This window comes from Vibrio cyclitrophicus (genome assembly GCF_024347435.1).
GTDB classification, from domain to species: Bacteria; Pseudomonadota; Gammaproteobacteria; order Enterobacterales; family Vibrionaceae; genus Vibrio; species Vibrio cyclitrophicus.
Map to the genome: position 1 here is coordinate 1,461,495 of NZ_AP025480.1, position 24,958 is coordinate 1,486,452.

Below are 24,958 nucleotides of genomic sequence, written 5' to 3' on the forward strand. Positions count from 1 at the left end.
CTACGAGCTGCATAATGAGATCTGACTCGCAAGGTAAACGTTTGCTTACAATGTTTTAACAAAAGGCTGTTCGCAAGTTAAATATTATTTATTTTCAATATCTATTGATGATGCTTTTGTTACTAGCGGTGACTTTTAGTGATGAGTGAAATGAACAGTCGCGTGTTTGAAGGTACAACTTGCATTGGTCAGCGACGAAAATAATGCGTTTAAGAGGGTTTCGAAAGCAATAGGCGCTCACGCGTAGTGACATGAATGCCCATTGCTGTGGGTATCGTTGCGATAGCGCTAACTTTGTGTAGGCATCCATACCTGTTTAGATGTGATTTTGTGGCCTTTAAAGGTCAATTCTTCAACCTTATCTCCGTTTTGATTCCAACGAGTTAATGTCCCATTTGCAATTTTACCATCATCAAATTTGGCTTGACTTGCCTTGTTACCATTTGGATAGTAATCCGTTACTAGCCCGTCTTGTTGTCCGTTACTGTATTTCGCAGTAAGGCTTTGTTCGCCATTTGGATACCATCGAGAGACATCACCCGATAATTTGTTATCGATATAATTGAGCTCTGTTTTTTTCTGCCCATTCGGGTACCAGGCCTCAGCTTTGCCCTGTAATTCACCCTTTTCGTAATTCACTTTAGAAGCGATCTGGCCATTTGGATACCAGTTGGTTTCTAACCCAAGCTCTAAGCCATCAGCAAACTGAGCTTGAATGGCTATTTGGCCGTTATCGAATTTCTCTTCAAATTGCCCAGTAAATGGCTTTGAGTGGTTAACTTGATAAGCAACGCCTTTTCGCATCTGAAGATAATCAACAGCATCTTCTCGGGTGGCTGCGTAACTCATAGAAGACATCGTACTAAGAGCAATCAATATTGGGATGTATTTCTTCATAATGACACCTTTTTTATTGGACGGGGGAAAGTGTAATCAGTGTGTTAAAAGCATTTCACTTCCATGGATGACTGTCAGCAGCTATTACTGGTTTTCAAGTTTTCATTATTGACTGTCTATTGAAGGGAACTTTTTCATACGTATTTGGACGTATGTATTGTATTATTTGTAATACAAATGTGTTGGATTTAATCATTTTCAAAAATTATATTGAGTGTTTTTTCTTCGTTAGATTTGTTATTTTTCTTGTAACGATTGAATTCTTTTAATGACTGATTTTCATTTTTGTGTGATTTTATTCACATTTAATTGGGGTTTTATAGAGTTTTAGACTGTCATATGGGGGGAGAGTGCCAGACTTTGCACTATGTTGATGAATTTCGCTCTTGTTCGATGCAACTTTGAACTCGATCACTTGTATGATTATTTGATGGTAATAGTCTAAGATCGCTGTCACGCATTTAAGTTATTGTAGTACAAATGTGGCTATCATCTATCTATAGTGCACCTAACAGAAAAACATAAATAAAAGGTCTAAAGATGGAACTCAATACCCTGATAGTAGGCATCTACTTCCTATTCTTAATTGCGATAGGGTGGATGTTCAGAACATTTACAAGTACAACTAGCGATTACTTCCGTGGGGGAGGTAACATGCTGTGGTGGATGGTAGGTGCAACAGCATTTATGACCCAGTTCAGTGCGTGGACATTTACTGGTGCGGCAGGTAAAGCCTTTACTGATGGTTTTGCAGTAGCGATTATCTTCATTGCTAACGCCTTCGGTTACCTAATGAACTACCTTTACTTCGCTCCGAAGTTCCGCCAACTGCGTGTGGTTACGGTAATTGAAGCAATTCGTATGCGATTTGGTAAAGTGAACGAGCAAGTGTTTACTTGGTCGGGCATGCCAAACAGTGTTATCTCTGCTGGTATCTGGTTGAACGGTCTTGCGATCATCGCATCTGGCATCTTTGGCTTTGATATGACAACGACAATCATCCTAACTGGTCTGGTTGTACTGGTGATGTCAGTAACGGGTGGCTCATGGGCAGTAATCGCATCTGATTTCATGCAGATGGTTATTATCATGGCGGTAACGGTGACGTGTGCCGTGGTTGCGATTTACCACGGTGGCGGCGTTACGCAGATCATTAGTGATTTCCCAACAGATTCATTCATCACAGGTGACAACCTTAACTACCTAAGCATCTTTAGTATCTGGGCAGTCTTCATCTTCTTGAAGCAATTCAGCATTACCAACAACATGTTGAACTCTTACCGTTACCTTGCGGCTAAAGACTCTAACAATGCACGTAAAGCCGCACTGCTTGCTTGTATCCTTATGACGCTTGGTCCAATCATTTGGTTTATGCCATCTTGGTTTATGGCGGGTCAAGGTGTTGATTTAGCGGCTGCTTACCCAGAAGCAGGCAGCAAATCTGCTGATTTCGCTTACCTATACTTCGTTCAAGAGTACATGCCTGCCGGTATGGTTGGTCTTCTGATCGCCGCTATGTTTGCTGCGACCATGTCTTCAATGGATTCTGGTCTAAACCGTAACTCAGGTATCTTTGTTAAGAACTTCTACGAGCCGATTCTTCGTCCTCAAGCGACAGAGAAAGAGCTGATGGTTGTTTCTAAGCTAACGTCTACGTTCTTCGGTATCGCTATCATCTTGGTTGCACTGTTCATCAACTCTCTTAAAGGATTGAGCCTTTTCGATACGATGATGTATGTGGGCGCACTGATCGGCTTCCCTATGACAATTCCTGCATTCTGTGGCTTCTTTATCCGTAAAACACCGGATTGGGCTGGTTGGGGTACGCTAGTTGTTGGTGGTGTGGTTTCTTACTTCGTAGGTTTCGTTATCACAGCGGATATGGTTCAAAACTGGTTCGGTCTGAACGAGCTAACTGGCCGTGAGTGGGCTGACCTTAAAGTGGCTATCGGCCTTATTGGCCACATCGTATTTACTGCTGGCTTCTTCGTTCTATCAACACTGTTCTACAAGCCTCTTGCTGAGCACCGTGAGAAAGACGTAGACAAGTTCTTCAACAACCTAGCGACACCATTAGTTGCTGAAAGTAACGAGCAGAAGAAACTGGATAATAAGCAACGTCGTATGTTGGGTTCACTTATCGCAGTGGCGGGTGTGGGCGTAATGACAATGTTCGTACTGCCGAACCCTATGTGGGGACGCATGGTGTTTGTTCTGTGTGGTGCGATTGTATTCTCTGTTGGTTTGCTTCTGGTGAAAGCGGTTGATGACAAAGTCGAGCAACAAAACGACGAAGTTACCTCTGCTGAAAGCTAATGCCTACAAGATTCTAAAAAATAGATACTCAAACATAGAGTGTTAATACATCGGCCACCCACTTGGGTGGCCGTTAATTTGATAATCCAAGATTCAATGTGAGATGTACGATGAAAAAAAAATTAATTTCGGTAAGTATTATTAGCGCGTTCACGTTAGCTTTCGCAACGGGCTGTACAAGCCAAGATACAGCGGCACCAGTGATCGACGTGGCTGAACAAGCAGCGCCTGCTATTAGCGAAATCGATCGTAGTTACTTATTGAGTAGTGATCGCTTAAACGAGGTTGATGGGAATACGTTGGCCGTTGCTTCAGACGAACAAGTGGCTGCGCTTAAAGCACAATTTGAAAATTTAAAAGATGGCGACGAAGTCGTTATCCCTAGTGGTAAATACGCGAATTTAGGTCAAGTGACTATTACCGCGAACGATATCACTATTAGAGCTGAGCAAGCGGGTTCGGCTTGGATTACTGGCCTTATTCAGTTTGAACTTAAAGGTGATGACGTCACACTAGATGGTTTAGTGTTTACTGAAGGTGGTCCAAACGAACGATTTGGTGCTGTGCGTATGATGGGTAATGGCAACACGCTTAAAAACTCAACGTTCTACTACTTCAACCACGATTACACATACGAACCAGACGATCGCCGCTCTGAATATCCAAAATACCTTTGGGTTTCGTTATGGGGCAAAGATGGCAAGGTAATCAATAACCGTTTCGAAGGTAAACAAAAACGCGGGACGCTGATTGGTGTACAAAAAGATGACACATCAGATAATCACCTGATCGCGAATAACATCTTCATGGATCAGAAACCGAACCAATTTAATGAGTTCGACATCAAAGAAGCGATTCGTTATAACGGCAACAGCTGGGAAGTCATCCGCATCGGTGATTCTAAGGCTTCACAATGGGATTCGAGCTCTAAGTTTGTTAACAACCTAATGATTGATATGGATGGCGAGCGTGAACTTATTTCTATTAAGTCGGGTGACAACACGATTTCAGGCAACACGATTTTTCAAAGTACTGCTCTAATTTCACTTCGTCACGGTAAAGGAAATAAAGTTAAAAACAACATGATCCTTGGTAACGGAAAGCGTCTAACTGGCGGTGTTCGTATTTATGATGAAGACCATGTTATCCGCAACAACTACATTGCTAACACGCGTGGTCGTGATGGTCTAATTGAAGGTAATGCTGACTTACGCGGCGGTATTGTTATCAATACTGGCATCATCGATGTTGCAAATGGCGAACAGTTAGATCAGTCGGTCAAAGGAAAAGAGCTTAACAAGCAATGGACACCTAAAAATATCACGATCGAGAATAACTCTCTTGTGGATACAGAGTGGGGCATTGTGTATGGCAACCAAAGCCATCGTGTAAGCCTGTTCAATAACGCAGAAGTGGAAAACATCTATGCAGGTGTTGATGTCGCGTTTAGCAACAACGTGGTTGATAATTCATTATCACCTGACTTTGTAAGTGTACGCGCAACAAACGACTTCCCATTAGTTGATGCTACATACACTGATGAAACGTACGTAGGTCAAGTGACGGATTCTGAGCAGATCTCAAGCTACTCAGTCGAGTTGCCGGCAGTGACTATTACTAACGGCATGAATGCTTACCAAGGCGAAGGTGCCGATGTGTCGAAACTTTCCGTTGTGACGGCTGAAACGGCGGGTCCGGACTACGTGCTTGAGAATACAACGAAGTAGCTTATTGCTTAACGTTTTAATGCTTAACGGTCTGGGCTATCAAATAAATTCAAGATAGCTGTATTAGCCGTTAACATCTAAAAAGCCTCAACGGGTAATATCTGTTGAGGCTTTATCGATCTTAGGTCGTGACCATCTCAATCTTACGTCGTGACTACTGTGATTTATACTTATGCAGCAGATCCCAAGGGATGTGACACAAATGATGATCTTCTGGGAATTGACTTAGGTGGTTTTGGTGGATGTCGTCACTGGCGACATAATGTATTAAAGGCAGTATCTCTAGAGCGATTCGGTCTGCATCATCACGCGACGCAATATAGCGCTTGGCTTCGGCAAGATGTCCATCGCTGAGACTGTAAATGCCAGTACGATACTTTTCTCCTACATCGATGCCTTGTTTGTTCACGCTGTATGGGTCAATAATCTCAAACAGGTGCTTCATCAGAATCGTTACCGACGTGATACTCGGGTCAAAATCGATTTGTACGCATTCAGCGTAACCATCATAGGTATTTGGGGTATTATCATTTTGCGTTATTCGAGAAGTGCCATTGGCACGGCCAGCTTCGGTGCTGATGACTCCAGGAACGTACTTAATAAACTCTTGTACACCCCATAAGCAGCCACCCGCTAAATAAATTTGTTCCATACTTACCTTTTACTTCTCTGTATTTGTTGTTCGTTCGATACGTGAATCAATGTGGTGATACACGTTCTTGAAAAAGCGCACACATAAAAACAAGTGTTTAGGTATTGTAAACCAGTGCGACTGAACAAACATAAGTCTAATAGGATTTGTGATTATATAAGTCAGTATTGCATTGTCATCAACTCGAATTTCATTATCAAGTGAGCGTTAGCTTAACCATGTTTGATCAAATAAAAGATTTCATCAATCCCAGTAAGAATCCAGATCTCACTCAGGCTCAGGAGTATCAGCGTAAACATCTACCGACGCTGTGGCTTTTGGGCAAAACGGGGGCTGGAAAATCATCGTTCATTCAAGCCGTGACTGGCAATTCTTCCGTTGAGGTGGGTAACGGTTTTGCTCCTTGCACGATGACTGCAATGTCATATGAATTTCCTCAAGACAAGCCAGTAATGCGGTTTCTTGATACTCGTGGTTTGGGAGAGGCCGATTATGATCCTAAAGAAGATTTAGAAGAGATTGGTCAAGCGGGCAATGCGCTAGTCGTAGTGATGAAAGCCGATGAACCCGAACAATCATCTGTGCTTTCTGCCCTGAAACAGGTTAAAAAGCAGAAGAAGATTGAGCATTTACTTCTCGTTCATACTGCTGTGCTGTCCTCTAAAGAGACCGATCGCACAAGGCAAATTCGATTCAACACCAATCAAGTTGAAAAGGTTTGGGGTAAGGACTGTTCTTCGGTGGCCGTCGATTTTGAAACTGATGACGGCTCTACTTATAACAGCAGTCCCATCTATAACTATGACACCCTGATAGAACAGTTGACGACAATACTCCCTGTGATAGGGATGATGGTGATAGACAAAGAACACTCGACTCAAGAAGAAGCGAATTTTGATCAAGTCGAAAACGAAGTGCTTTGGTATGCAGGAAGCGCTGCCGCGAGTGACCTGATTCCAGGTGTTGGTTTGGTGTCTGTGCCTGCGATTCAAGCGAAAATGCTTCATAGCTTGGCCAATCAATATGGGGTCGAATGGAATAAGAGAGTCTTTAGTGAATTGATAGGAACTCTGGGAAGCAGCTTCGCTTTGCAATACGGAATGAAACTGGGCACTCGACAGTTGATAAAGCTGATTCCAGTTTATGGTCAAACTGTGGGCGCGGTTGCTGCAGCAGCAATGAGTTTCGGCACTTCTTATGGTTTAGGTCGCGCGGCGTGTTTTTACTTCTATCATAAGAACAAAGGTGAAGAAGTCTCTGAACAAGATATGCAGAAGATCTACAAAGAATCCCTGAAAAAAGGAAAGGCGGCGTCGGGCTATGAAGAAAATTAGAAACCTATTTCGATTACTGGCGGTGCTATCGAGTGGCCGCTGGGGCATTACCCTGATTTCGGCTATCTTCCCAAGCATTATCATGATGGGTTTTGGTCTCTTCTTGGCGATTAAATATGGTTACCTACTGGAAATGTCCATTGCGATTGCGGGGAGTACTTTACTATTCTCTGTTCCTCTATACATTTCTCGTCGCTCTTCGCACAAATCGACCTATAGCGATTCTTCTTTGAATAAAGAGAGCGACGATGAACCTCAAGTAGAATCATTGCTTAAGAAGACAGACATCGACGATGCGCTTGTTAAAGCTTCTATTGATTGGTCTCAAAAAGAGCTGTCGATCTGGAATGAATCGAAACTTCACGTGCGGCAACAATTAATGATCGACATAGAGTGGGGCAATCTAGACCAAACCGGTTTAGAAGTTCTTGAGTTTGTCGCCACGAAGTTTGACAAGAAATCACTCGACTTCTCTATTCCAGAAGGACTGAAGCTGTTCGAAGAGGTGAGCCGACGCTATAAGTTGGTGGTGCGAGAACATATACCAGGTATTGAATATCTCAAGGTTTCCTATATCAAAGCGGGCTACGAAGCCTATGACAAATATGGCGAGCTAGGACATAAGATCATTAAAGCTGCCATTTGGGGTAATCATCTTAAAAACCTGTATTTGAACCCCCTGAAAGTCATTTCGGATTTAGGCCGTGAACAGGCGACTTCTTCAATGACAAGAGGTGTGGTTGAGGACATGCAATATGCTGCCAAGCAAGCCTTGTTAGATGAGGTGGCCGCTGTGGCGATTGATCTCTATAGTGGACGTTTTAGCATTGAAGATGAAGCACTAAGAGCGTCGGATGTTTCTGAAATAGATGAACAGCGCTTTGCACCAGAATTAGAGCCAGTAAGAATTGTGCTAGTAGGGCAAACAAGCTCTGGGAAATCCTCACTGATTAATGCGCTTAAGCAAGAGTTGGTAGCTGAAGTGGATGTACTGCCATCAACCGACACTTCAACCGTATACAACGCGTTTGTCGATGACAATGATGTTAGAGTTGTTGATCTTCAAGGGCTGGATGGCAATGCCAAAACCGAAGCTCTGATGCTTAAAGAGATGACCCAAGCCGATGTTGTACTTTGGGTTCTTAAAGCCAATCAATCGGCTCGTGAACTGGATAAGCAATTGAAGGGCAAGTTTGATGCTTTCTATGACGATCCTAAAAACATCTCACGTAAGAAGCCAATCGTTGTATCGGTTGTGAATCAGGTCGATCGATTAAAGCCTGTTGATGAGTGGCAGCCGCCTTATGATTTGGGTAATCCAACATCGCCCAAAGCGAAGATCATTGCTCAAGCACTCGAATACAACCATATATTGCTGCAGTCTGATATCGTGTTACCGCTCGCTATTGCGCCAGAAAAGACGATTTTTGGTTTAGAAGCACTCAAGCAGATGGTAATCGAAGGCATAGCTGATGCTAATAATGTGCAAAGAAACCGCCAACGTTTGGAGGCAATGAAACGGGGAACGTCGGTTAAAGGCCAACTGAACAAAGTAGTGAACGCTGGTAAGAAGGTCACACCAAGTGTTTTGAAAGCGGCGACACCAAAGCTCGCTGAAATGGCCATTAAGCAAGCTGTTAAGAAAAAGTAGTCCTCGATAGTTTCTATAATGTTGTTCTGGTGAGGTTTAGTTCTCATCAGAACTTAGTGTTCTAGATCTTCGTTCTATATTAGCGAAGCATTAAATTTAAAAAATAGCTGCTATTATTAAATATCTCGTTGAACTAGTTTAATAGTCTATGAACCTCTGGTATTCGAAGTTTACATAACACGCTATCAGATTTAATTGTCATTCTAAATATTGATCACATTTATACTTATCCAAGCTTTATTTATAAAACCATTGCACTATATTTAAATTTCGTTTCATCTTGATTTCAACGTAGGGATATATTGTGAACTTGTATCTGAAATGGCAATCAACAACATGGCTGACCTTGTTAGCTTGGTATACTTTAGACCACCAGCTCTCTTTTCACCTTTCTTCAGAGTAGTACCCTCTAGGCGTCACGCGCCAGCAGAGCCCTTGAGTTTTGCCAATCCTGTTAATTTTTTCTTTAAGAAATGTCGTAGTTTATGCGTCAGCTATTTTTGCTTTTGTGCATACAACTCTTTATCTCTAGTTAATTATTAATTGGAACCTAATCAATACGTATTGATTAAATAATCTATTTATAGCTATTAATTATTATTGTAATTATCACGAGAATGGTTGTGCGTGAAATTAAATTAATAGTGATGACTCGTGACATCTAAAAATAATGAATTTGGCTTTCTTCTTATAAGTTGAATTTGTTGAATGGGACTATTATGGAAAACTTCAAACATCTACCAGAACCGTTTCGTATTCGCGTTGTAGAGCCAGTAAAAAGAACAACTCGCGCCTATCGTGAACAAGCCATTGTCGAAGCGGGCATGAACCCATTTCTACTTGACAGTGACGATGTATTTATCGATTTGCTGACCGACAGTGGCACCGGTTCTATAACACAACGTATGCAAGCGGCGATGTTAATGGGCGATGAAGCCTACAGTGGCAGCCGCAGTTACTATGCGTTGGCGAATGCAGTAAAGGATATCTTCGGCTATGAGCTGACTATTCCTACACACCAAGGACGCGGTGCAGAGCAGATCTATATTCCTGTTCTTATTAAGAAGCGTGAAATGGAAAAAGGCCTCGACCGTAGCAAAATGGTCGCCTTGTCTAACTACTTTTTCGATACCACGCAAGGTCATACTCAAGTGAATTGTTGTGTCGCGAGGAACGTTTATACCAAAGAAGCATTTGATACTTCAGTGAACGCGGATTTCAAAGGCAACTTCGATGTTGTTAAATTGGAAGAGGCGATCTTAGAGGCGGGCGCTGCCAATGTTCCTTATATCGTGAGCACGATTACATGCAATTCGGCTGGTGGACAACCAGTATCTATTGCCAACCTGAAAGCTGTGTATGAAATAGCTCAGAAGTACGGCATTCCTGTGATTATGGATTCTGCACGTTACGCTGAAAATGCTTATTTCATTCAGCAACGTGAAGTCGGTTATCAAGATTGGACTATCGAACAAATCACTCGTGAGTCATACAAATACGCGGATGGCTTAGCCATGTCAGCTAAGAAAGACGCGATGGTACAGATGGGTGGGTTGTTGTGCTTTAAAGACGACTCTTTCATGGATGTGTACACAGAGTGTCGAACCTTGTGTGTCGTGCAAGAGGGCTTCCCAACTTATGGTGGCTTAGAGGGTGGTGCGATGGAGCGCCTTGCGGTCGGCCTTTATGACGGCATGCGTCAAGATTGGTTGGAGTATCGCATCGGTCAGGTTCAATACTTGGTCGATGGCTTAGAAGCTATAGGCATAGTCTGCCAACAAGCGGGTGGTCATGCTGCATTTGTCGACGCAGGTAAATTGCTTCCACACATCCCGGCTGGTCAGTTCCCCGCACATGCTTTGGCGTGTGAACTGTACAAAGTAGCAGGCATTAGAGCTGTTGAGATTGGTTCTCTATTGCAAGGCCGTGATCCGACTACGGGAGAACAACATCCGTGTCCTGCTGAGTTATTGCGTCTGACAATTCCTAGAGCGACCTACACGCAAACTCATATGGACTTCATCATCGAAGCGTTTGAAAAAGTGAAAGAGAATGCAGGGCAAGTTAAGGGGCTTGATTTTACTTATGAGCCACCAGTGTTAAGGCACTTTACTGCCCGCCTAAAAGAGGTTGAAACAAATACTAAACAATCTATAAAAAATAGTAAGCTAGAGCTCGAAGAAGCTTAGAAAAACGAGCGAATAGTCACCAATACAAAGGCTCCCGTGGGCTGTCTCTTGATCACAAGTCTGGTTAATCAAGAGACTTAGCGAGTTCATACCCTTCAAGGATGGTTTGTAACCTGAACCATCCTTGCCATAACGTCTTTATGGAAGCGCGACCCGTTCGCTTGGTATTCTTCCAGCCACCTAACCGAGCAATACCATTGTAAGCCCATGATATATTGGGCGCTTCCTTCGGCAGCTGCTTTTTCTCCAACTTTAGCCACATTAACTTCCATGCTTTGCCTTTTAATACCTGCTCACAACTGGTCTTAGATAACTCATCGGACTCATTCATGAACCTCAACTGGAGTAAGCGAGTCGCGATAAAAGCTAAAATGACGCTGAGCCTTTCTAAGTTATCTTTACTCTGCATTCTCAGTTGCTCAACTTCAGTCCCTTCACTTTTCCAGACTTTATGAAAATCTTCTATTAGCCAGCGCCGCTCATAATAACTGACCATTTTGAGGGCCTCTTCTTTGCTCGTTATCGGCTCCGAAGTCAGTAAGTGCCAGGCTAGCTTATCGTTATTCTCTCCTTGTTCTATACATCCCACGTAGTAAAGCGGAATGTTATCGAACTCTTTCTTGTTTGCAGGAGACTTGAGTGTCACGGGGGCATATTTAATATCTAAATGAGCCTTGCGAGCTTTGCGACCGCCTTTTTGCGGTATTTCGAGCACTTTCTCCCCGGCTGATGACAGAGTAGATGCATAGCTATAAAGACGATTATCATGCTCTTCAATACAGCGGCTTTGCATGGAACGAACGAGGAATCTTTGTTGTTGCTCTCGCTTGTAAGTGAGGTATTCAAAGAGGTCGGCTTCTCTATCGCACACCGAAATGACATCCGACATTTTATCGCCAAGTCGCTCAGCGACATAGCGAGAGGCTTGTTCCCACTTATAACTTTCTTTCTCTTTGTATGGTCGAGTCGCATGCTGGTGTCTTTGACCTCGCTTTTCTATATCACGAGTCCAGCGCTGTTGTTCAATTAAACCAATCACAGATTGAGTGTCGGGCGCAAAAAGTAAGGTAGAGTGTACGAACATCGCTCGATGTCGATTGCCTTGATTGGAGTGTCCGAGTTCATCTCGAATACTGCGATGGGCGTAACTCAGAGAAGTCGTGTCTTCTAAGGCAAGAAGTGTTTGTTGCTTTAACGCTTCTTGCGCAGTGACATAAAACCCTGCCTCTGCGATATCTTCTGCTTTGATTTTCTCATTACGGATGAAGCGATAAGCCCCTTCCATTTCAGCCGGTGAGATAATGAGTTTCGAGACAGGTACGCCAGGTTGCTCGGCCAGTGAAGCTGCGAGAGCAACGAGTCTTTGAGTACGTCTTGGGTCATTAAGGTGGGCTTGACCGAACTGTTTTTGTGCCCAAAGGGTTGGCTCTATATAGGTCATGATAATCATCCTTGTCATTGCTTAGATGATCAGATCATAGAACCTCAAAATAGTTCAAAAAAAATCCCTAAGCATAGCTTAGGGATTTGTGTATAAGAGACAGCCCGTGGGAGCCTTTTCTTGTTGTTGAGTTACTCTTAACAAATCAACCTAAATCGCTAAGTTTATGGTTACTTTAATACTGAGTTAAGCGTATCAAAAAGCCACTTGTTCAATGGCGCGTCTTTTTGTGAACGACGACAACTCATGACATAGCTGACGTCGATAATGTGCTTTTCCGGTAAATCAATACTTCTACAGCCTTCGGGTACGGTGCCGTTTAGAGTCATACCAAAATAGTCGGACTTCAATACAATATCGTGGATCATTGCTGGGTGATCAGCTTCCACTTTTGGAATAACATGAAATCCGATATTTCGAAGGCGATCGAGAATAGGGTATTTATTGTCATTCCAACCCGGCGTTTTAAATAGAATGATTGGATAGTTGGCGAGTGATTCAAAGCTTTGTGCTTTATGGTCTTCTCTCACAAAGAATACGACTTGTCCTTTTCCGATCTCCATTTGTGAAATGGACTGAGGGAGGCTGTCATCAAAGTAGTGAACAGCAATAGCTTTTTCACCGTCAATGATTCTGTTTTTGACATTGGTTCCCCACCTTACGAATGAGTAATGCGCATTGGGTGCTTCTTTAGCAAGCGTTAGGTAAAGTTTGGATCCGTAGCGCTCCCAAAAGAGCGTGTTAGCGTAGATGGTGATATCACCTCTATAAGACTCAGGGCAGAAGGCTTGGTGTTTTATCGCTTCGACACTGCTTAGTATTTGCTCAAAATTTTCGATGTTATTTTCAATAAAAGTCGTGGGTTCAAACCCGTTTTTGGTTTGAATGAACAGTGGATCGTCGAGCTGCAACTTTAACTTTGAGAGGTTCTTGCTGATCGCCCCAGAGGTTTTTCCTAGCGAATCCGCAACCAGTCCAACATTGCGAAGTTCATACATACGCTTGATGACGAGGATATTTTGAATATCTAGATTGATGTCCACAGGTTCTCCAAATGATTCCTTTATAAGCAGCAATCTCTGTGCGTTAGGCGTACAGAAATCATGTGACTCTAATATCATAGTAGTAGTGAAAAACTGATAAGACAGCACAGCGTCAAAACTTCGCTAATCCCTTGATTTTCCATTTGGTAAATCTTGCTTTTCCTCGAATGGCTCATGTTCGATTGTTAAAGTTACTTCAACAAAAAACAGATACCAAACGAACAAAGAACTAAAAATACAGCGAGGTGATGTATGAACAAGTTAATCACACTTGGATTGATGGCTTTATCAATGAACACGGCTTTTGCGGCTGACGGTACTTATGCGAGTACTCTCGATGTGACGAGAATCGAAGGTAATCAAGTAAAGGTTGAGCGTGTGGAATCTGAGCCAGTACTTGAAGGAAGAAATGACGCCAATAATGGCGGAATAAAATTCCACAAGAGTGTTGATCAAGACCAAACGATCCAGCTTACAGGTCGTCGAGATTAACGTTAGAACTGTGCCTATTATTTTCATGAGAAATGCTGTGCTCTTGAGTGCAGCATTTTTTTGTGTCGGGATTTTGAGTATTTTATAAACTCTAGTGGTCAGCCTTGGCATGTTGTGTCACGTGTGGCATTTTGTTTTTCTCTAACTTCACACCGTTACTCGTGCTAGTTAAGGCTAAGCGTTACAAACGAACGATTCGAAAAGGACTAGGAATGACTCAAAAAGAAACAGGAATGATTCGTCATATTTTACTGATTAAGTTTAAAGAAAACGCAGAGGCTTCAGAGGTTCAAAAACTAAAGATGCTGTTTGAAGCGATGCCAAACAAGGTTGACGGGGTAACTTCAGTAGAGTGGGGGTTAAATGATAGCCCAGAGAATAAGAACCAAGGTTATACCCATTCAGTTTTAATGACGTTTACGGATGAAAAGGGGCGTCAGAACTATCTTCCACACCCAGAACATGATGCGCTGAAAAATGTATTTCGTCCGTTGTTAGACGACATCATCGTGTTTGATTACTCCCTATAATTAGTCCTCTCTGTATGCTCTCTAAAGCCTAAAGCCTAAAGCGATAAAAGCGTATATACCTGAAGTTTATTTACACAAGGTATATACGCTGAGTCATCTCGAATAACGAAGCGTTAGGGCTTGTGTGGCCGAGCCCTAAACGAGAAGGCCCTAATCAAGAAAGTACCAACTACTCTGTAGGAGAGATAGTCAGCGGGGCGAACGAAGCTACTGCATTTCCGCCGGCACCAGGGTGATCAACATAAGAGGTGTTTTGCATTAAGGTGTAGTACACGTCCACAAAGTCATCATCATTCACTAATACACCATCAGGAATCACATCGATAATCTTGCCTGTGATCTGAGGGATGATCGCATAACCCTGAACTTCTGGATCAGGAATCATCTTCAGTATCTCTTCTGCGGCTTGAACCAAGAGCTTTGCTAGCGCTTTATAGTCTGTTCCATCATCGTGCTCCATTAAGATCATATCTGCAGCGCCCCAGCGGTAGCGAGGCCAGAAAATGACCGTTTGATTTGGGTAGTACGTCTGTTTGTCGTAGTCCAGATAAGGCATTTCTACTAGATCTATTTGTGGCTCTAAGCGGCTTGAATCGACCCCTGTCACAATGGCGTAGATTTCAGCTTTGCCAGAGATCCATGGTTCTTGGTCTACAGCCAAACGAATCTTTTTTAACTGAGTGGTATTCAACGGCTCAGGTTCTGACATAGCCATGGAGCGTGTAGCCTTACCAATAAATGTTTGTGTCTTAGTGCTACGGCTTTCACTGTTGCTGCTTGTGTTTTTGGAGCCTGAATTAATTTGTGTTGTTGTACCCAGCTTCTGCATTTCAGCCTGCATTGCCATTAAGCCTGCTTTGAGCTCTTCGGCACCGTTGCTATCAACGACAAACACTGGGACGTCTGGCATTTGGTACACATCTAGTTCATGAACCTGTCCGTACACGTCATACGCTTCAATGTATTGCCAATTCGAATCATCACCTGATGGTTCAAACGCAAATAATGGGCTTTCGCCGTTCTTCCAGGCTTCAATCATCGCTTCATCGGCCATGCGAATTTCTAACACAGAGTCGCTGAAGTTGTTGATCCCTTTCATCTTGCGATAACCAAGGTCCGCTTTCTGCACCCTGCTTGAAAATGCAGAGTAGGGCTGAGTAGAGCTCAATTTATCGACAGGCGTGGACAAGTTCTTTTCTGAAATTTGAGCCTTTAGGGAAAGCTCAAGATCGGAATAACGCTCGCTGATTTGTAACGCCAAAGATTGCTTTTGTGCTGAGGCGTTCTCCGAAAGAGAGCGTGAGTTTACTGTGTCGATATTGTTTGCATAGGACTGGAAGCCAACCACTGTCGTTGCAAGCACCATACTGATAGAAATCGATGGTCTCATAAATAATCCTTATTTTAATTTTTATCATTAATAGAGCATTTACCCTATAAGGATTAACCTATCAGTAACGTGAATGTGTTCAAAAGTTAGTCAGTTATTTTTGTTTCGTTGTGCAGCACAGGATCTCAATTTAAACTGTTTTTATAAAACAATACCTAAGCAACCTAGATATTTATAAATTAATAAACGTATCAGTAAATAATTTACAATATTATTAACTACTACGGTGTTTCACGAAAAAACCTACTCAAAGTGAGTAGGCTTTTATTTCGCGGTTAACCGTTAGTTCTTCGTTTTATAACCTGTTTAGAGGCTCGTTCTAACTCAATCTAAACGTAACGTTAGGCCAGAATAGTTCGAGTATCCGCGCAGTAACACATGGTAGGTGATACCCGGCTGAGCGCTCACACTACACTGCTCGTTGTTTCCAGCACGATAAGGTCGACAATCGTAGCTTGAGGTTGTCGGCTTACTGCCTGATTTCACATAAAGGTCGGCATCACCTGAACCACCAGACATTGAAACCGTTGCGCTTGATGCAGAATCAACGGTGAACGTGTAGAAGCTCTCTGAAGATTGATTCCCGCTTAGGTTCGCAATCGGTGTACCTTTCGTTAATACATTGCCAGTTGGTGGCGTTGAACCACAGCTCCCGTTAACGCCTACCGTGTTAAAGGCATCTTCAACATCGGCAACCACATAGCCCATGTCTGCTGCGGCTTTCGCAACACCACAAGCACCAGCGTCAAAGGTACTGTTTGCCGTCCAATACAATTGGTTTGCGACTGTGAAGATCTCGAAACCCTTACGCACATCCCAGCCAGACTTATTCGCTAAAAGGTAAAAGGCACGGTTGTAAACACCGCTAGATAAGTGAACGTTCAAACCATCGTAGTATTGAGAGGCATGATCAATCGATCGACCATCTTTTGAAGGTTGATCAAAGTAACGCAAGCCACCTTCCGATTTGAAGATATCGCTACCGACCACCCAATCCACGTTCCCACGCAGATAGTATTCAGCCGCTTCGCCCGCAATATCGGAGAACGCTTCGTTAATGCCACCTGACATGTTTTGGTACACCAAGCCGGAGTTTTGCTCGGTGAAGCCGTGGCTAACCTCGTGAGCACTTACGTTGATATCGACCAGTGGATAAAAGGTGTTTTTGCCATCCCCAAATGTCATGGATGAGCCATTCCAAAAGGCATTTTCATAATCTGTGTCGTAATGAACACGCATCGTCAGCTGGAAAGTTAACGGCGAGGTGTTCATCCACTCTTTGTACATATCAAACACGACATTCCCAAAGTAGTGCGCATCGTTAAGAGGCGAGTAAGCCCCGTTGATGTATTTATGATCGGTGTAGTTGGTTCCGTCGGCACAGTTGTAGCTGTAGGCTGCGCTGCCAGACGTTCCGTTCCTCAAATCGACTGTCTTAACTGATTCATTTTCTAACTTACAAGTTGTGCCTGTTTTGTCGATGGGAAAGCTAGGGAAGTCACTGCCATATTCATATCGAGTGGTTTTGAGGTTGCCACCTGGGCCAGTACCTAATGCTTTAGCGTGGTTTAGCCCATTCCATTTTTGGAGCACATCGCCAGTCGTGGCATCAATAAAGTAGAAAGGGCGCTCTGGCATAGAAGACGCGATAAAGAAATCGACCAGATACACCACTTGAGCGACTTGGTTCTCATCCAGTCTCACCATCAGTTTCGCGTTTTTATTTTCAATCGACTTTTTGCCGACGGTAAACGTGCGGTGAGCGGACAGTGCGGCTTCTATCGCTTGCTCTTGATTCAGCTTTGGTGCGATGCTGGATAGGTCTCCACTGATCCCTTGTGCCATGGAACCGAACACTTGAGTGGGTTGGTTCTTGGAAAGGGTGGCGACAACTGAGGTATCAAAGACGGGTAAACCTCGGTGAGTTTGTTGATAGCGGACTTTCGTTTTCCCATTGGGCAATACCACCCGTTTTACTTCAGAAAAACCTAATTCTAGTGGGGCAACACTCTTCGACTGAGCGGCGAGACTTTGTTGTAGTAATGCATCATTATCGACTCTGACCATTTCTGCAGCGTGTGCAGTAAAGCCAAAAGATGTACCTAGAATAGCTGCTATTTTCCAGCTTAGTTGACGTTGTTGGTTCATTTTTCGTTCCTGATTTTAATATAAACTCCTTCTTCCCAACGGCTTTATAGGAAGTCTATATGCAACACGCTAATGCCATGCATTGCGAATCAAGATTGGAAGAGCATTTGGATTTATGACAAGTTTATCGAGGAGATTGAATTTTATGGTATGTAATTCAAAGTTTACAAAAATTCTTATTGATCAAATTGTTTTTTATAAAATATAAATTTTTTATTTATCGTAAATATATGAGATTAGTGGCCTTATTTGAACTCAGTATTTTCTATTTCACGCCTCAAATATCCTTATGCAACAAGCTAGTTATCCAAATTTAAATAAATAACAAAATTGACAACAAAGGTTGTTTTAGGTTTTTTTGTTATGTTTTCTATCAATATGAAGGTTTTTAATACGTATTGCTAGATATGTTATTTAGTTTTTTGTAAATAACCTATTATTGGGCAGGATAATGTTGGATTTTAGTGGTTGATCATAATTAAATTTATATAACCTCTTGTTATTTATAAGGAGGGTCGTGTAAGGTTTACATGATAATTAACTGAATGAATTCTTATTCTAAAAGAAAATTTTCTGGTTGGTGACTATCTTGAGGGGAAAATTTGTCAACCTAAAATATTCACTTACCGTATTGAATTTTTAATTTACGATTGATTATCATTTTGCAAAGTTTGGCATTCATATAGTTATGTTTAATGAAAATTAAAAGGGTTACAATGAGAAAGGTGATTTACGTCTGTGTACTGTTCTTCTCGTCAATTATTTATGCTAGTGAGCAGCCCCTTACCGAAGAAAAGTACAATAATATTATTAAGCTCATCGAGATGACCGGCTCAATTGACCTTGGATTACAGATGTCTCAAACGATGACTAGTCAGTTGGTTGTAATCGTATCAAAAAATAACCCTGATATACCCAAAGAGAAATTTGAAATAATTGAAAGAACTGTTAATTCTGTGGTTGAAGAGCAACTAAGAGGTAAAAATGGATTCTTCAAAATGATGACTCCCATTTATCACAAGTATTACACCAATCAAGAAATCGAAGAGCTTATTGCTTTCTATGAGACATCACTGGGGAAAAAGAGCATAAAAATAATGCCTAACATTGTCCAAGAGAGCTTTAGCATAGGCCAAGCTTGGGGCAAGCGAGTAGCGCCTATTGCAATCAAAGAAGTGAAGAAGCAATTTGAAAAAGAAGGTTTTACTTTATTGCTGTAATCAAGGTGTCAATTAAATTGATGCATGCTGTTTGGTATTTTTAGAACAGAGTATGGGGTGTTTGATAACGTTAATTGTTTGCGCCATTTGGGTAAGATGTTCTGTTAATTGAGAAAGGATAATTAGAGATGATGGAATCCAATGTTTTTGAACGAAAGAATACCGGTGAAAAAGAAATAAGCTCAAGGTTATATAACCTTACCATCGGAGCCGTTCTTTGTTGGGGTTTTTGGGTAAATTGGCTAATGGTATCGAGTATACCTGTCGAATCTATCACTGCGTTTAACCCTTGGATATTTTTTATAGGTTACTTCACAAGTTGCTTCTTCGGAATCTATCTGTTTAGCAAGTCATCAAACCCACTGGTTAGTTTTGTTGGTTACAATTTCGTAGTTGTCCCTTTTGGACTTATTATAAATATGGTCGTATCTAACTATTCTCCATCTCTGGTTCTCGATGCTATTAAGGTGACAGGCTTAGTGACAGGCATCATGATGTTGCTAGGTACAATATTCCCTGCTTTTTTCCAGAGAATTTCTGGAGTGCTAGCGATTTCATTAATAGCAGTTATTGTCGTTGAACTCTTCCAGGTATTTGTGCTTGGTATCCATCAAGAGTGGTTGGATTGGGCGGTCGTCATCCAGGGCAAGATCATGAAAAACCCTTATGGAATAAGGGATGACTAGTAGTCATATTTTCACTAATTAGATACTGAAGTCACAATAATCTCAATACATCCAAGATCGATTTGATGATCAGATTTAGGTGTGATCATATACTGTTTTTTAACAGCAGATATTTAGCCTAATGAACGGATTAAGCCTTTTGGACCATATTTCAGTTATTCGAGACCCTCGCCAAGCTTGGAAAATAGAGCACACGCTAACCGACATTATCTTCTTAACAATTGCAGCAGTGATTGCTGGTGCTGAAGGTTGGGAGGATATTGAAGATTTTGGTGAAGATAACTTGGAATGGCTTAGACAGTATGGTGATTTCAAACAAGGCATACCAGTACACGATACCATTGCCCGAGTTATCAATCTTATTTCCGCCAAGCAACTGCAACGATGTTTTACTGCGTGGATGAAAGACTGTCATGAGGTGACTGAGGGTGAAGTGATTGCTATCGACGGCAAAACTCTCAGAGGCACATACAACAAAGACAAGCGTTGTGGTGCAATCCATATGGTTAGTGCGTTTAGTGCTGCAAATCAAGTTGTGTTAGGGCAGGTTAAAACAGCAGACAAAAGCAATGAAATCAAAGCGATCCCCGAACTGCTTGAAATGCTTTCCTTACGAGGTTGCTTAGTGACGATTGATGCTATGGGATGCCAGAAGGATATAGCTGAAAAGATAGTCGGCCAAGATGCAGATTACCTCTTAGCGGTAAAAGGTAATCAAAAACGATTGGAGCAAGCGATTAGCCAAGTCTTTAATTCTAGTATGCTTAATAGTTTTGAAGGTGATAAATACGTCACTCAAGAGAAAGGACATGGTCGTACAGAAACGCGTTTGAGTATGGTTGTTCACAATACAGATTTCTTAGGCGATATAGCGCTTGATTGGGCGGGACTCTCCACCATTGGTATGGTCGTTTCAATTCGTCAAGAAGGTGATAAGCCAGCAGAAACAATGCAAATCAAGCACTACATAAGCTCAGCAAAACTGACAGCTAAAGCTTTACTCGAGAGCACGCGAGCACATTGGAGCATTGAAAATCAGATGCACTGGCGATTAGACGTAGGTTTTAAAGAAGATGAATGTCGGATTCGTCGAGAGCAAGCTGGTGAGAATTTAGCAGTTATAAGACATATAGCTTTAAATCTGCTGACGGAAGAAACCAGCTTCAAAGCAGGGATCAAAAGAAAGCAGAAAAAAGCAAACCGTAGCAATAGCTACCTTTCGCAAGTCCTTGCAGTACAAGGGGCTTCGTAATCTTGCCCTGGGTCGTCATCATATTCTGCGGGTACATAGGTTATGATTGGGGGCGTGCAAATCGAATACCAAAAACCTTAGATAATGCGGTTGATAGTGCAGCAGCACTCTATATGGACATCATCAATCTCTTCTTAAGAATTGTTCGTATTATGGGGCGAAAATAGCTCCCAAGTAATGTGTTATACAGCGTGGTTTATTGTAAGTAACATTCAAACGAGGTATCGGCATTACGTTTTCCCCCTTAACAAGGCGCTGACGGATCCCCTCATAATTTCCCCAGTGAGCTTGTTCAACGTTTTTATCAGAAGTGGCCCCCGATTTTTCGGACATGACTTTAAGTTACAGATCTGTTTTGAAAATTCCCAGAATAACTTGAACGGATTATGATTAGAAACGTAGAAACCACTTTCCTGAATTTAATTGCAACAATAAATGACATACAAACATAGAGGTAGCGCACAAAATCGAAAAAGGGGATATCGCGATTACGTAATCATTGATCTAGCCGATAGTGAGATAGTGATAAGAGGTCGATAATTCGTTGTCGGATCTAAATTAGAACTTTAAATCTAATTTCTAAGTAGTTGTTATCTCAGGAAGAGTTTTTGTGCTATGCGCCCCTATATTAAATACATTATCCCTATTTTAATTCCTTTCATTATCCTCGTAATGCCGCTATCAGCGTTTCCATTTGAAGGCCTTACGATTATTCAACAACGCGTTATCGCGATCTTTTTATTAGCGGCATTGTGCTGGGTGTTCGAGCCCATCCCGATCTACGCGACGTCTGTTGTTATCATCGTTCTGCAATTGTTGATGTTGTCGGATAAAGGGCTGATCTTTTTAAGGTTTGATCATGGGCAGGAACATTTTGGTGAGTTGTTAAAATACAGCGATATCATGGCGACATTCGCCAGCCCAATCATCATGCTGTTTTTGGGTGGTTTCTTCTTAGCGATGGCCGCCACTAAGTATCGATTAGACGTAAACTTAGCCCGTGTATTATTGAAGCCATTTGGACAAGACCCAAAGTTTGTGATGCTCGGCTTAATGCTGATCACTGGTATCTTTTCGATGTTTATGTCTAACACGGCAACAACGGCAATGATGCTCTCTATTTTAACGCCGGTGCTGGCTGTGTTTGGCCCGAAAGACCCCGGTCGTATAGCGTTTGCGCTTTGTATCCCTGTTGCCGCTAACATCGGTGGCATTGGTACCCCAATCGGTACCCCGCCGAACGCTATCGCACTTAAATATTTAGTTGGTGATAACCTCATTACGTTCGGCGAATGGATGGCATTTGGTGTGCCGTTTGTCGTTATTATGATGGCGTTAGCGTGGTTTTTAATCGGCTTTATGTACAAAGCTGACCAAAAGAAAATCGAGCTAAGCATCAAAGGCAAATTCCTTAAAACGCCCAAAGCCATTGCGGTATACGTCACTTTTGCGCTGACCATCATTCTTTGGTTAATGGGCTCAAGCCATGGCATGAACTCTTATACCGTCGCTCTGATTCCTGTCGCTGTGTTCTCACTTACAGGGATCATCAATAAAGAAGACCTGAAAAAGATTTCTTGGGACGTATTGTGGCTTGTATCAGGTGGTATTGCGCTTGGTTTAGCTCTCGATAAAACTGGCTTAGCAAGGCTCGTGGTACACAGCATTCCGTTTGATGCTTACTCACCATATGTGGTGTTGTTCGGAGCAGCGTTCTTGTGTTTGGTAATGGCAAACTTTATGTCTCATACCGCAACGGCTAACTTGTTAATGCCAATTATGGCTGCATTAGGGTCGTCTATGGCCTCACTCACGCCACTAGGTGGTGAGTTAACGTTAATTCTGGTTGTGACTTTTGCCGCTTCATTAGGTATGTCGCTGCCAATCAGTACGCCACCGAATGCGTTGGCTCATGCCACTGGTCATGTGCAAAGTAATCAAATGGCCAGAATCGGTATTATTTTGGGTGTGGTTGGTGTGCTACTGAGTTTTGTTATGGTGTGGGTGCTACATTCAATTGGTCACATAGGATAACGATACGTGTATCAACAAAAGCTAGAAGCACTTATCGATCGTTATTTTAATCAGACAGAACGTCGGGTGACGTGCCGTGCCGGTAACACCATTATTGAACAATCAGCGTTAAACACTCGTTTATATTATGTGTTTAGTGGAGAACTGGAAGGGTTTTATACCGATGCGAATACACCGCAAGTGCGAGTATTTAGCGCAGGTCGTGGGGCTTTTATAGGTGTTCATAGCTTCTTTTCAGGTAATTGGACAGCATCTTCAACGGTTGTTGCTAAAACCGATGTTGAGTTAGCGTGGATCGATAAAGACACGCCGGCAGAAGATGAACGTAAATTTGGCCCTCTTACCGCACAGTTTACACCTGTGATTGTCAATGAGTTGTCGCGTCGTCAACGCCGTGCAACACAAGAAGCGATAGCGAAACAAAAAGCGCTAGAGAAGTTACATACTGCTGAGCAAATGACGACCTTGGGTCAATTGGCTGCAGGGATTGCCCATGAGCTTAACAACGCTATTGGTGTAGTAAATAGTAAATCTGGTCGACTTGAAACGGTCATCATGGAGCTACTTGAAGAAGTGCATCCAGAAGCCAGTCAATTTTTCGATTTTGGGTTAATGCATGGTCAGAAAACGTCGTCGTCAGAAGCGCGAACACGTGGGCGACAATTTGAAAGAAAATATGGCTTAGACAAAAACATTGCTCGCTCTCTTGCGAAGGCGATTCCAATTGACGCTTCATCTGCAACAGACATTATTTCAAAACATTGGCTGAAAAACCCAGAAGAAGCGATTCGTTTTTGGCAGATGGGCTGTGATTTACATGATTTACGTTTGGCATCTAGACACACCGTTGGCATCGTAAAATCGGTTAAACAACTTGGCAGAGTTGATATTGACACCGAAGAAGCGGTGGATATTAATGACTCCATTAACCATGCCTTATCGTTGTTACAAAGTGAGTTACGTAGAGTGTCTGTGCGATTGAGCCCTGCAGATTTGCCGACTTTTAAAGGCTCGAAAACAGAGCTCGTTCAGATTTGGGTCAACATTGTAAAGAATGCTTGTGATGCAATGTCGAATTCAGACGATGCTGCAATAGAAATTCAAACCAGATTAAGTAAGAAAAGAATATTAGTTACGATTGCGAATAACGGCCCTGAGATAGACGAGGGAACTCGTAGAAAGGTATTTCAGCCCAACTTCACCACTAAAAAAGGTGGTTTATCGTTTGGATTGGGCTTGGGTTTATCAATAGTTAAGCGGATTGTGGCGGGTTATGGCGGAAGTATTATTGTGAAAAGTGATGCTTCTAAAACTGTATTTAGAATCAAGTTACCAATAGAGGGTGAACATGGAGAAGCTTAATTTAATCTGTGTCGATGACCAGAGAGAAGTACTGAGCGCAGTGGTACAAGATTTAGAGCCGCTGGCGAGTTGGCTGAATATTGAAGATTGTGAATCAGCGCAAGAAGTGCTTGATCTCATTGATGAACTTGACGCAGAAGGCGAACACATTACCGTCATCGTGTCTGATCACGTGATGCCAGGGAAAACGGGTGTGGAGTTACTCACTGACGTGTTCCATGACAGCCGCTTTCCGAATACAAAGAAAATTCTTCTTACGGGGCAGGCCACTCATACCGATACCATCAATGCGATTAATGCAGCAGGCATCGACCGTTACTTTGAGAAGCCTTGGCAAGCAAGCACGTTAGTTGAATGCATTCGCACTCTTGTCACTGAGTACATATTTGATCAAGGGCTTGATTACACGGACTATCAGAATGAGCTTGACCAACAGGTTGTGTTAAGACGCTTACGCTAGTTTCTTACGTTAGTCTCTTGCGTTAGCCATTTACGTTAGTTTCTTGCGCTAGTCATTTATGTCAGTCGCTTGAAATTATATGTACCGAAGGAAGCTTTCTGAAGGAGTTTGTCTTTGAAAGACGTAATCATTCG

The 24,958-nt window shown here is 42.4% G+C and carries 18 protein-coding genes and 2 pseudogenes; 14 read left to right on the forward strand and 6 right to left on the reverse strand.

The window, feature by feature from the left end; translation table 11 throughout:
• Positions 1-288: 288 nt before the first annotated feature.
• Positions 289-897 carry a toxin-antitoxin system YwqK family antitoxin gene (locus tag OCW38_RS06465; RefSeq protein ID WP_261895486.1) on the reverse strand — a complete coding sequence of 203 codons (609 nt, stop codon included), beginning with the start codon at positions 895-897 and terminating at the stop codon, positions 289-291.
• Between the two features lie 540 nt (positions 898-1,437).
• On the opposite strand from OCW38_RS06465, the gene OCW38_RS06470 reads away from it, so the two are divergent.
• Together OCW38_RS06470 and OCW38_RS06475 are read left to right on the forward strand one after the other, a co-directional pair.
• Positions 1,438-3,213: a sodium:solute symporter family transporter gene (locus tag OCW38_RS06470; protein WP_016768627.1), complete on the forward strand. Its 1,776-nt coding sequence runs from the start codon at positions 1,438-1,440 to the stop codon at positions 3,211-3,213.
• Positions 3,214-3,323: 110 nt separating this feature from the next.
• Positions 3,324-4,940 carry a polysaccharide lyase 6 family protein gene (locus OCW38_RS06475; protein ID WP_261895488.1) on the forward strand — a complete coding sequence of 539 codons (1,617 nt, stop codon included), beginning with the start codon at positions 3,324-3,326 and terminating at the stop codon, positions 4,938-4,940.
• A gap of 154 nt (positions 4,941-5,094) precedes the next feature.
• On the opposite strand, the gene OCW38_RS06480 is transcribed toward OCW38_RS06475, so the two are convergent.
• On the reverse strand, positions 5,095-5,592 hold the full coding sequence (locus OCW38_RS06480) for a peptide-methionine (S)-S-oxide reductase (RefSeq protein WP_010438400.1): 498 nt from the start codon (positions 5,590-5,592) through the stop codon (positions 5,095-5,097).
• A gap of 218 nt (positions 5,593-5,810) precedes the next feature.
• Between OCW38_RS06480 and OCW38_RS06485 the strand changes: the two genes are divergently transcribed.
• From OCW38_RS06485 to tnaA, 3 genes are all read left to right on the forward strand, one after another.
• Entirely contained in the window at positions 5,811-6,926 is a 1,116-nt protein-coding gene (locus tag OCW38_RS06485; RefSeq protein WP_261895490.1) for a YcjF family protein, read from the forward strand.
• Complete coding sequence (locus tag OCW38_RS06490; RefSeq protein WP_261895492.1) at positions 6,913-8,577, forward strand: GTPase family protein; 1,665 nt, start codon at positions 6,913-6,915, stop codon at positions 8,575-8,577. Before OCW38_RS06485 ends, OCW38_RS06490 begins: the two co-directional genes overlap by 14 nt.
• A 719-nt stretch (positions 8,578-9,296) precedes the next feature.
• Positions 9,297-10,766 carry a tryptophanase gene (gene tnaA / locus OCW38_RS06495; RefSeq protein ID WP_010438423.1) on the forward strand — a complete coding sequence of 490 codons (1,470 nt, stop codon included), beginning with the start codon at positions 9,297-9,299 and terminating at the stop codon, positions 10,764-10,766.
• A 64-nt stretch (positions 10,767-10,830) separates the two neighbouring features.
• Here tnaA and OCW38_RS06500 read toward each other — a convergent pair whose 3' ends face one another.
• Positions 10,831-12,207, reverse strand: a complete 1,377-nt coding sequence (locus tag OCW38_RS06500) for an IS4 family transposase (RefSeq protein ID WP_261894103.1) — start codon at positions 12,205-12,207, stop codon at positions 10,831-10,833.
• 170 nt (positions 12,208-12,377) lie between these two features.
• The gene (locus OCW38_RS06505; RefSeq protein WP_261895494.1) at positions 12,378-13,250 is read right to left on the reverse strand and encodes a LysR family transcriptional regulator; all 873 of its coding nucleotides are present in this window, start codon (positions 13,248-13,250) and stop codon (positions 12,378-12,380) included.
• A 252-nt stretch (positions 13,251-13,502) separates the two neighbouring features.
• Between OCW38_RS06505 and OCW38_RS06510 the strand changes: the two genes are divergently transcribed.
• Positions 13,503-13,742, forward strand: coding sequence for a hypothetical protein (locus tag OCW38_RS06510; protein WP_261895496.1), 240 nt, complete (start codon positions 13,503-13,505; stop codon positions 13,740-13,742).
• A gap of 212 nt (positions 13,743-13,954) precedes the next feature.
• Entirely contained in the window at positions 13,955-14,272 is a 318-nt protein-coding gene (locus tag OCW38_RS06515) for a Dabb family protein (protein ID WP_261895498.1), read from the forward strand.
• 169 nt (positions 14,273-14,441) lie between these two features.
• Here OCW38_RS06515 and OCW38_RS06520 read toward each other — a convergent pair whose 3' ends face one another.
• A complete protein-coding gene (locus tag OCW38_RS06520) occupies positions 14,442-15,662 on the reverse strand; it encodes a DUF3103 domain-containing protein (protein ID WP_016767094.1) in 1,221 nt (406 codons plus the stop codon).
• Positions 15,663-15,986: 324 nt separating this feature from the next.
• On the reverse strand, positions 15,987-17,810 hold the full coding sequence (locus tag OCW38_RS06525; RefSeq protein ID WP_010438431.1) for a M4 family metallopeptidase: 1,824 nt from the start codon (positions 17,808-17,810) through the stop codon (positions 15,987-15,989).
• Positions 17,811-18,505: 695 nt separating this feature from the next.
• On the opposite strand from OCW38_RS06525, the gene OCW38_RS06530 reads away from it, so the two are divergent.
• The 7 genes and pseudogenes from OCW38_RS06530 to OCW38_RS06560 all read left to right on the forward strand — a co-directional run bounded on the left by OCW38_RS06530 (position 18,506) and on the right by OCW38_RS06560 (position 24,824).
• Complete coding sequence (locus tag OCW38_RS06530; RefSeq protein WP_010438433.1) at positions 18,506-19,030, forward strand: DUF2059 domain-containing protein; 525 nt, start codon at positions 18,506-18,508, stop codon at positions 19,028-19,030.
• A 128-nt stretch (positions 19,031-19,158) separates the two neighbouring features.
• Positions 19,159-19,671, forward strand: a pseudogene (locus OCW38_RS06535) (Bax inhibitor-1 family protein); the annotation flags it as partial.
• Between the two features lie 166 nt (positions 19,672-19,837).
• On the forward strand, positions 19,838-20,968 hold the full coding sequence (locus OCW38_RS06540; protein ID WP_261875708.1) for an ISAs1 family transposase: 1,131 nt from the start codon (positions 19,838-19,840) through the stop codon (positions 20,966-20,968).
• 2 nt (positions 20,969-20,970) lie between these two features.
• Positions 20,971-21,135 (forward strand): annotated as a pseudogene (locus OCW38_RS06545) (Bax inhibitor-1 family protein); the annotation flags it as partial.
• Between the two features lie 448 nt (positions 21,136-21,583).
• A complete protein-coding gene (locus OCW38_RS06550) occupies positions 21,584-23,002 on the forward strand; it encodes an SLC13 family permease (RefSeq protein WP_016768662.1) in 1,419 nt (472 codons plus the stop codon).
• A gap of 6 nt (positions 23,003-23,008) precedes the next feature.
• Positions 23,009-24,364, forward strand: a complete 1,356-nt coding sequence (locus OCW38_RS06555) for an ATP-binding protein (protein ID WP_010438441.1) — start codon at positions 23,009-23,011, stop codon at positions 24,362-24,364.
• Positions 24,351-24,824 carry a response regulator gene (locus OCW38_RS06560; RefSeq protein ID WP_010438444.1) on the forward strand — a complete coding sequence of 158 codons (474 nt, stop codon included), beginning with the start codon at positions 24,351-24,353 and terminating at the stop codon, positions 24,822-24,824. The genes OCW38_RS06555 and OCW38_RS06560 overlap by 14 nt, the downstream gene beginning before the upstream one ends.
• Positions 24,825-24,958 lie beyond the last annotated feature (134 nt).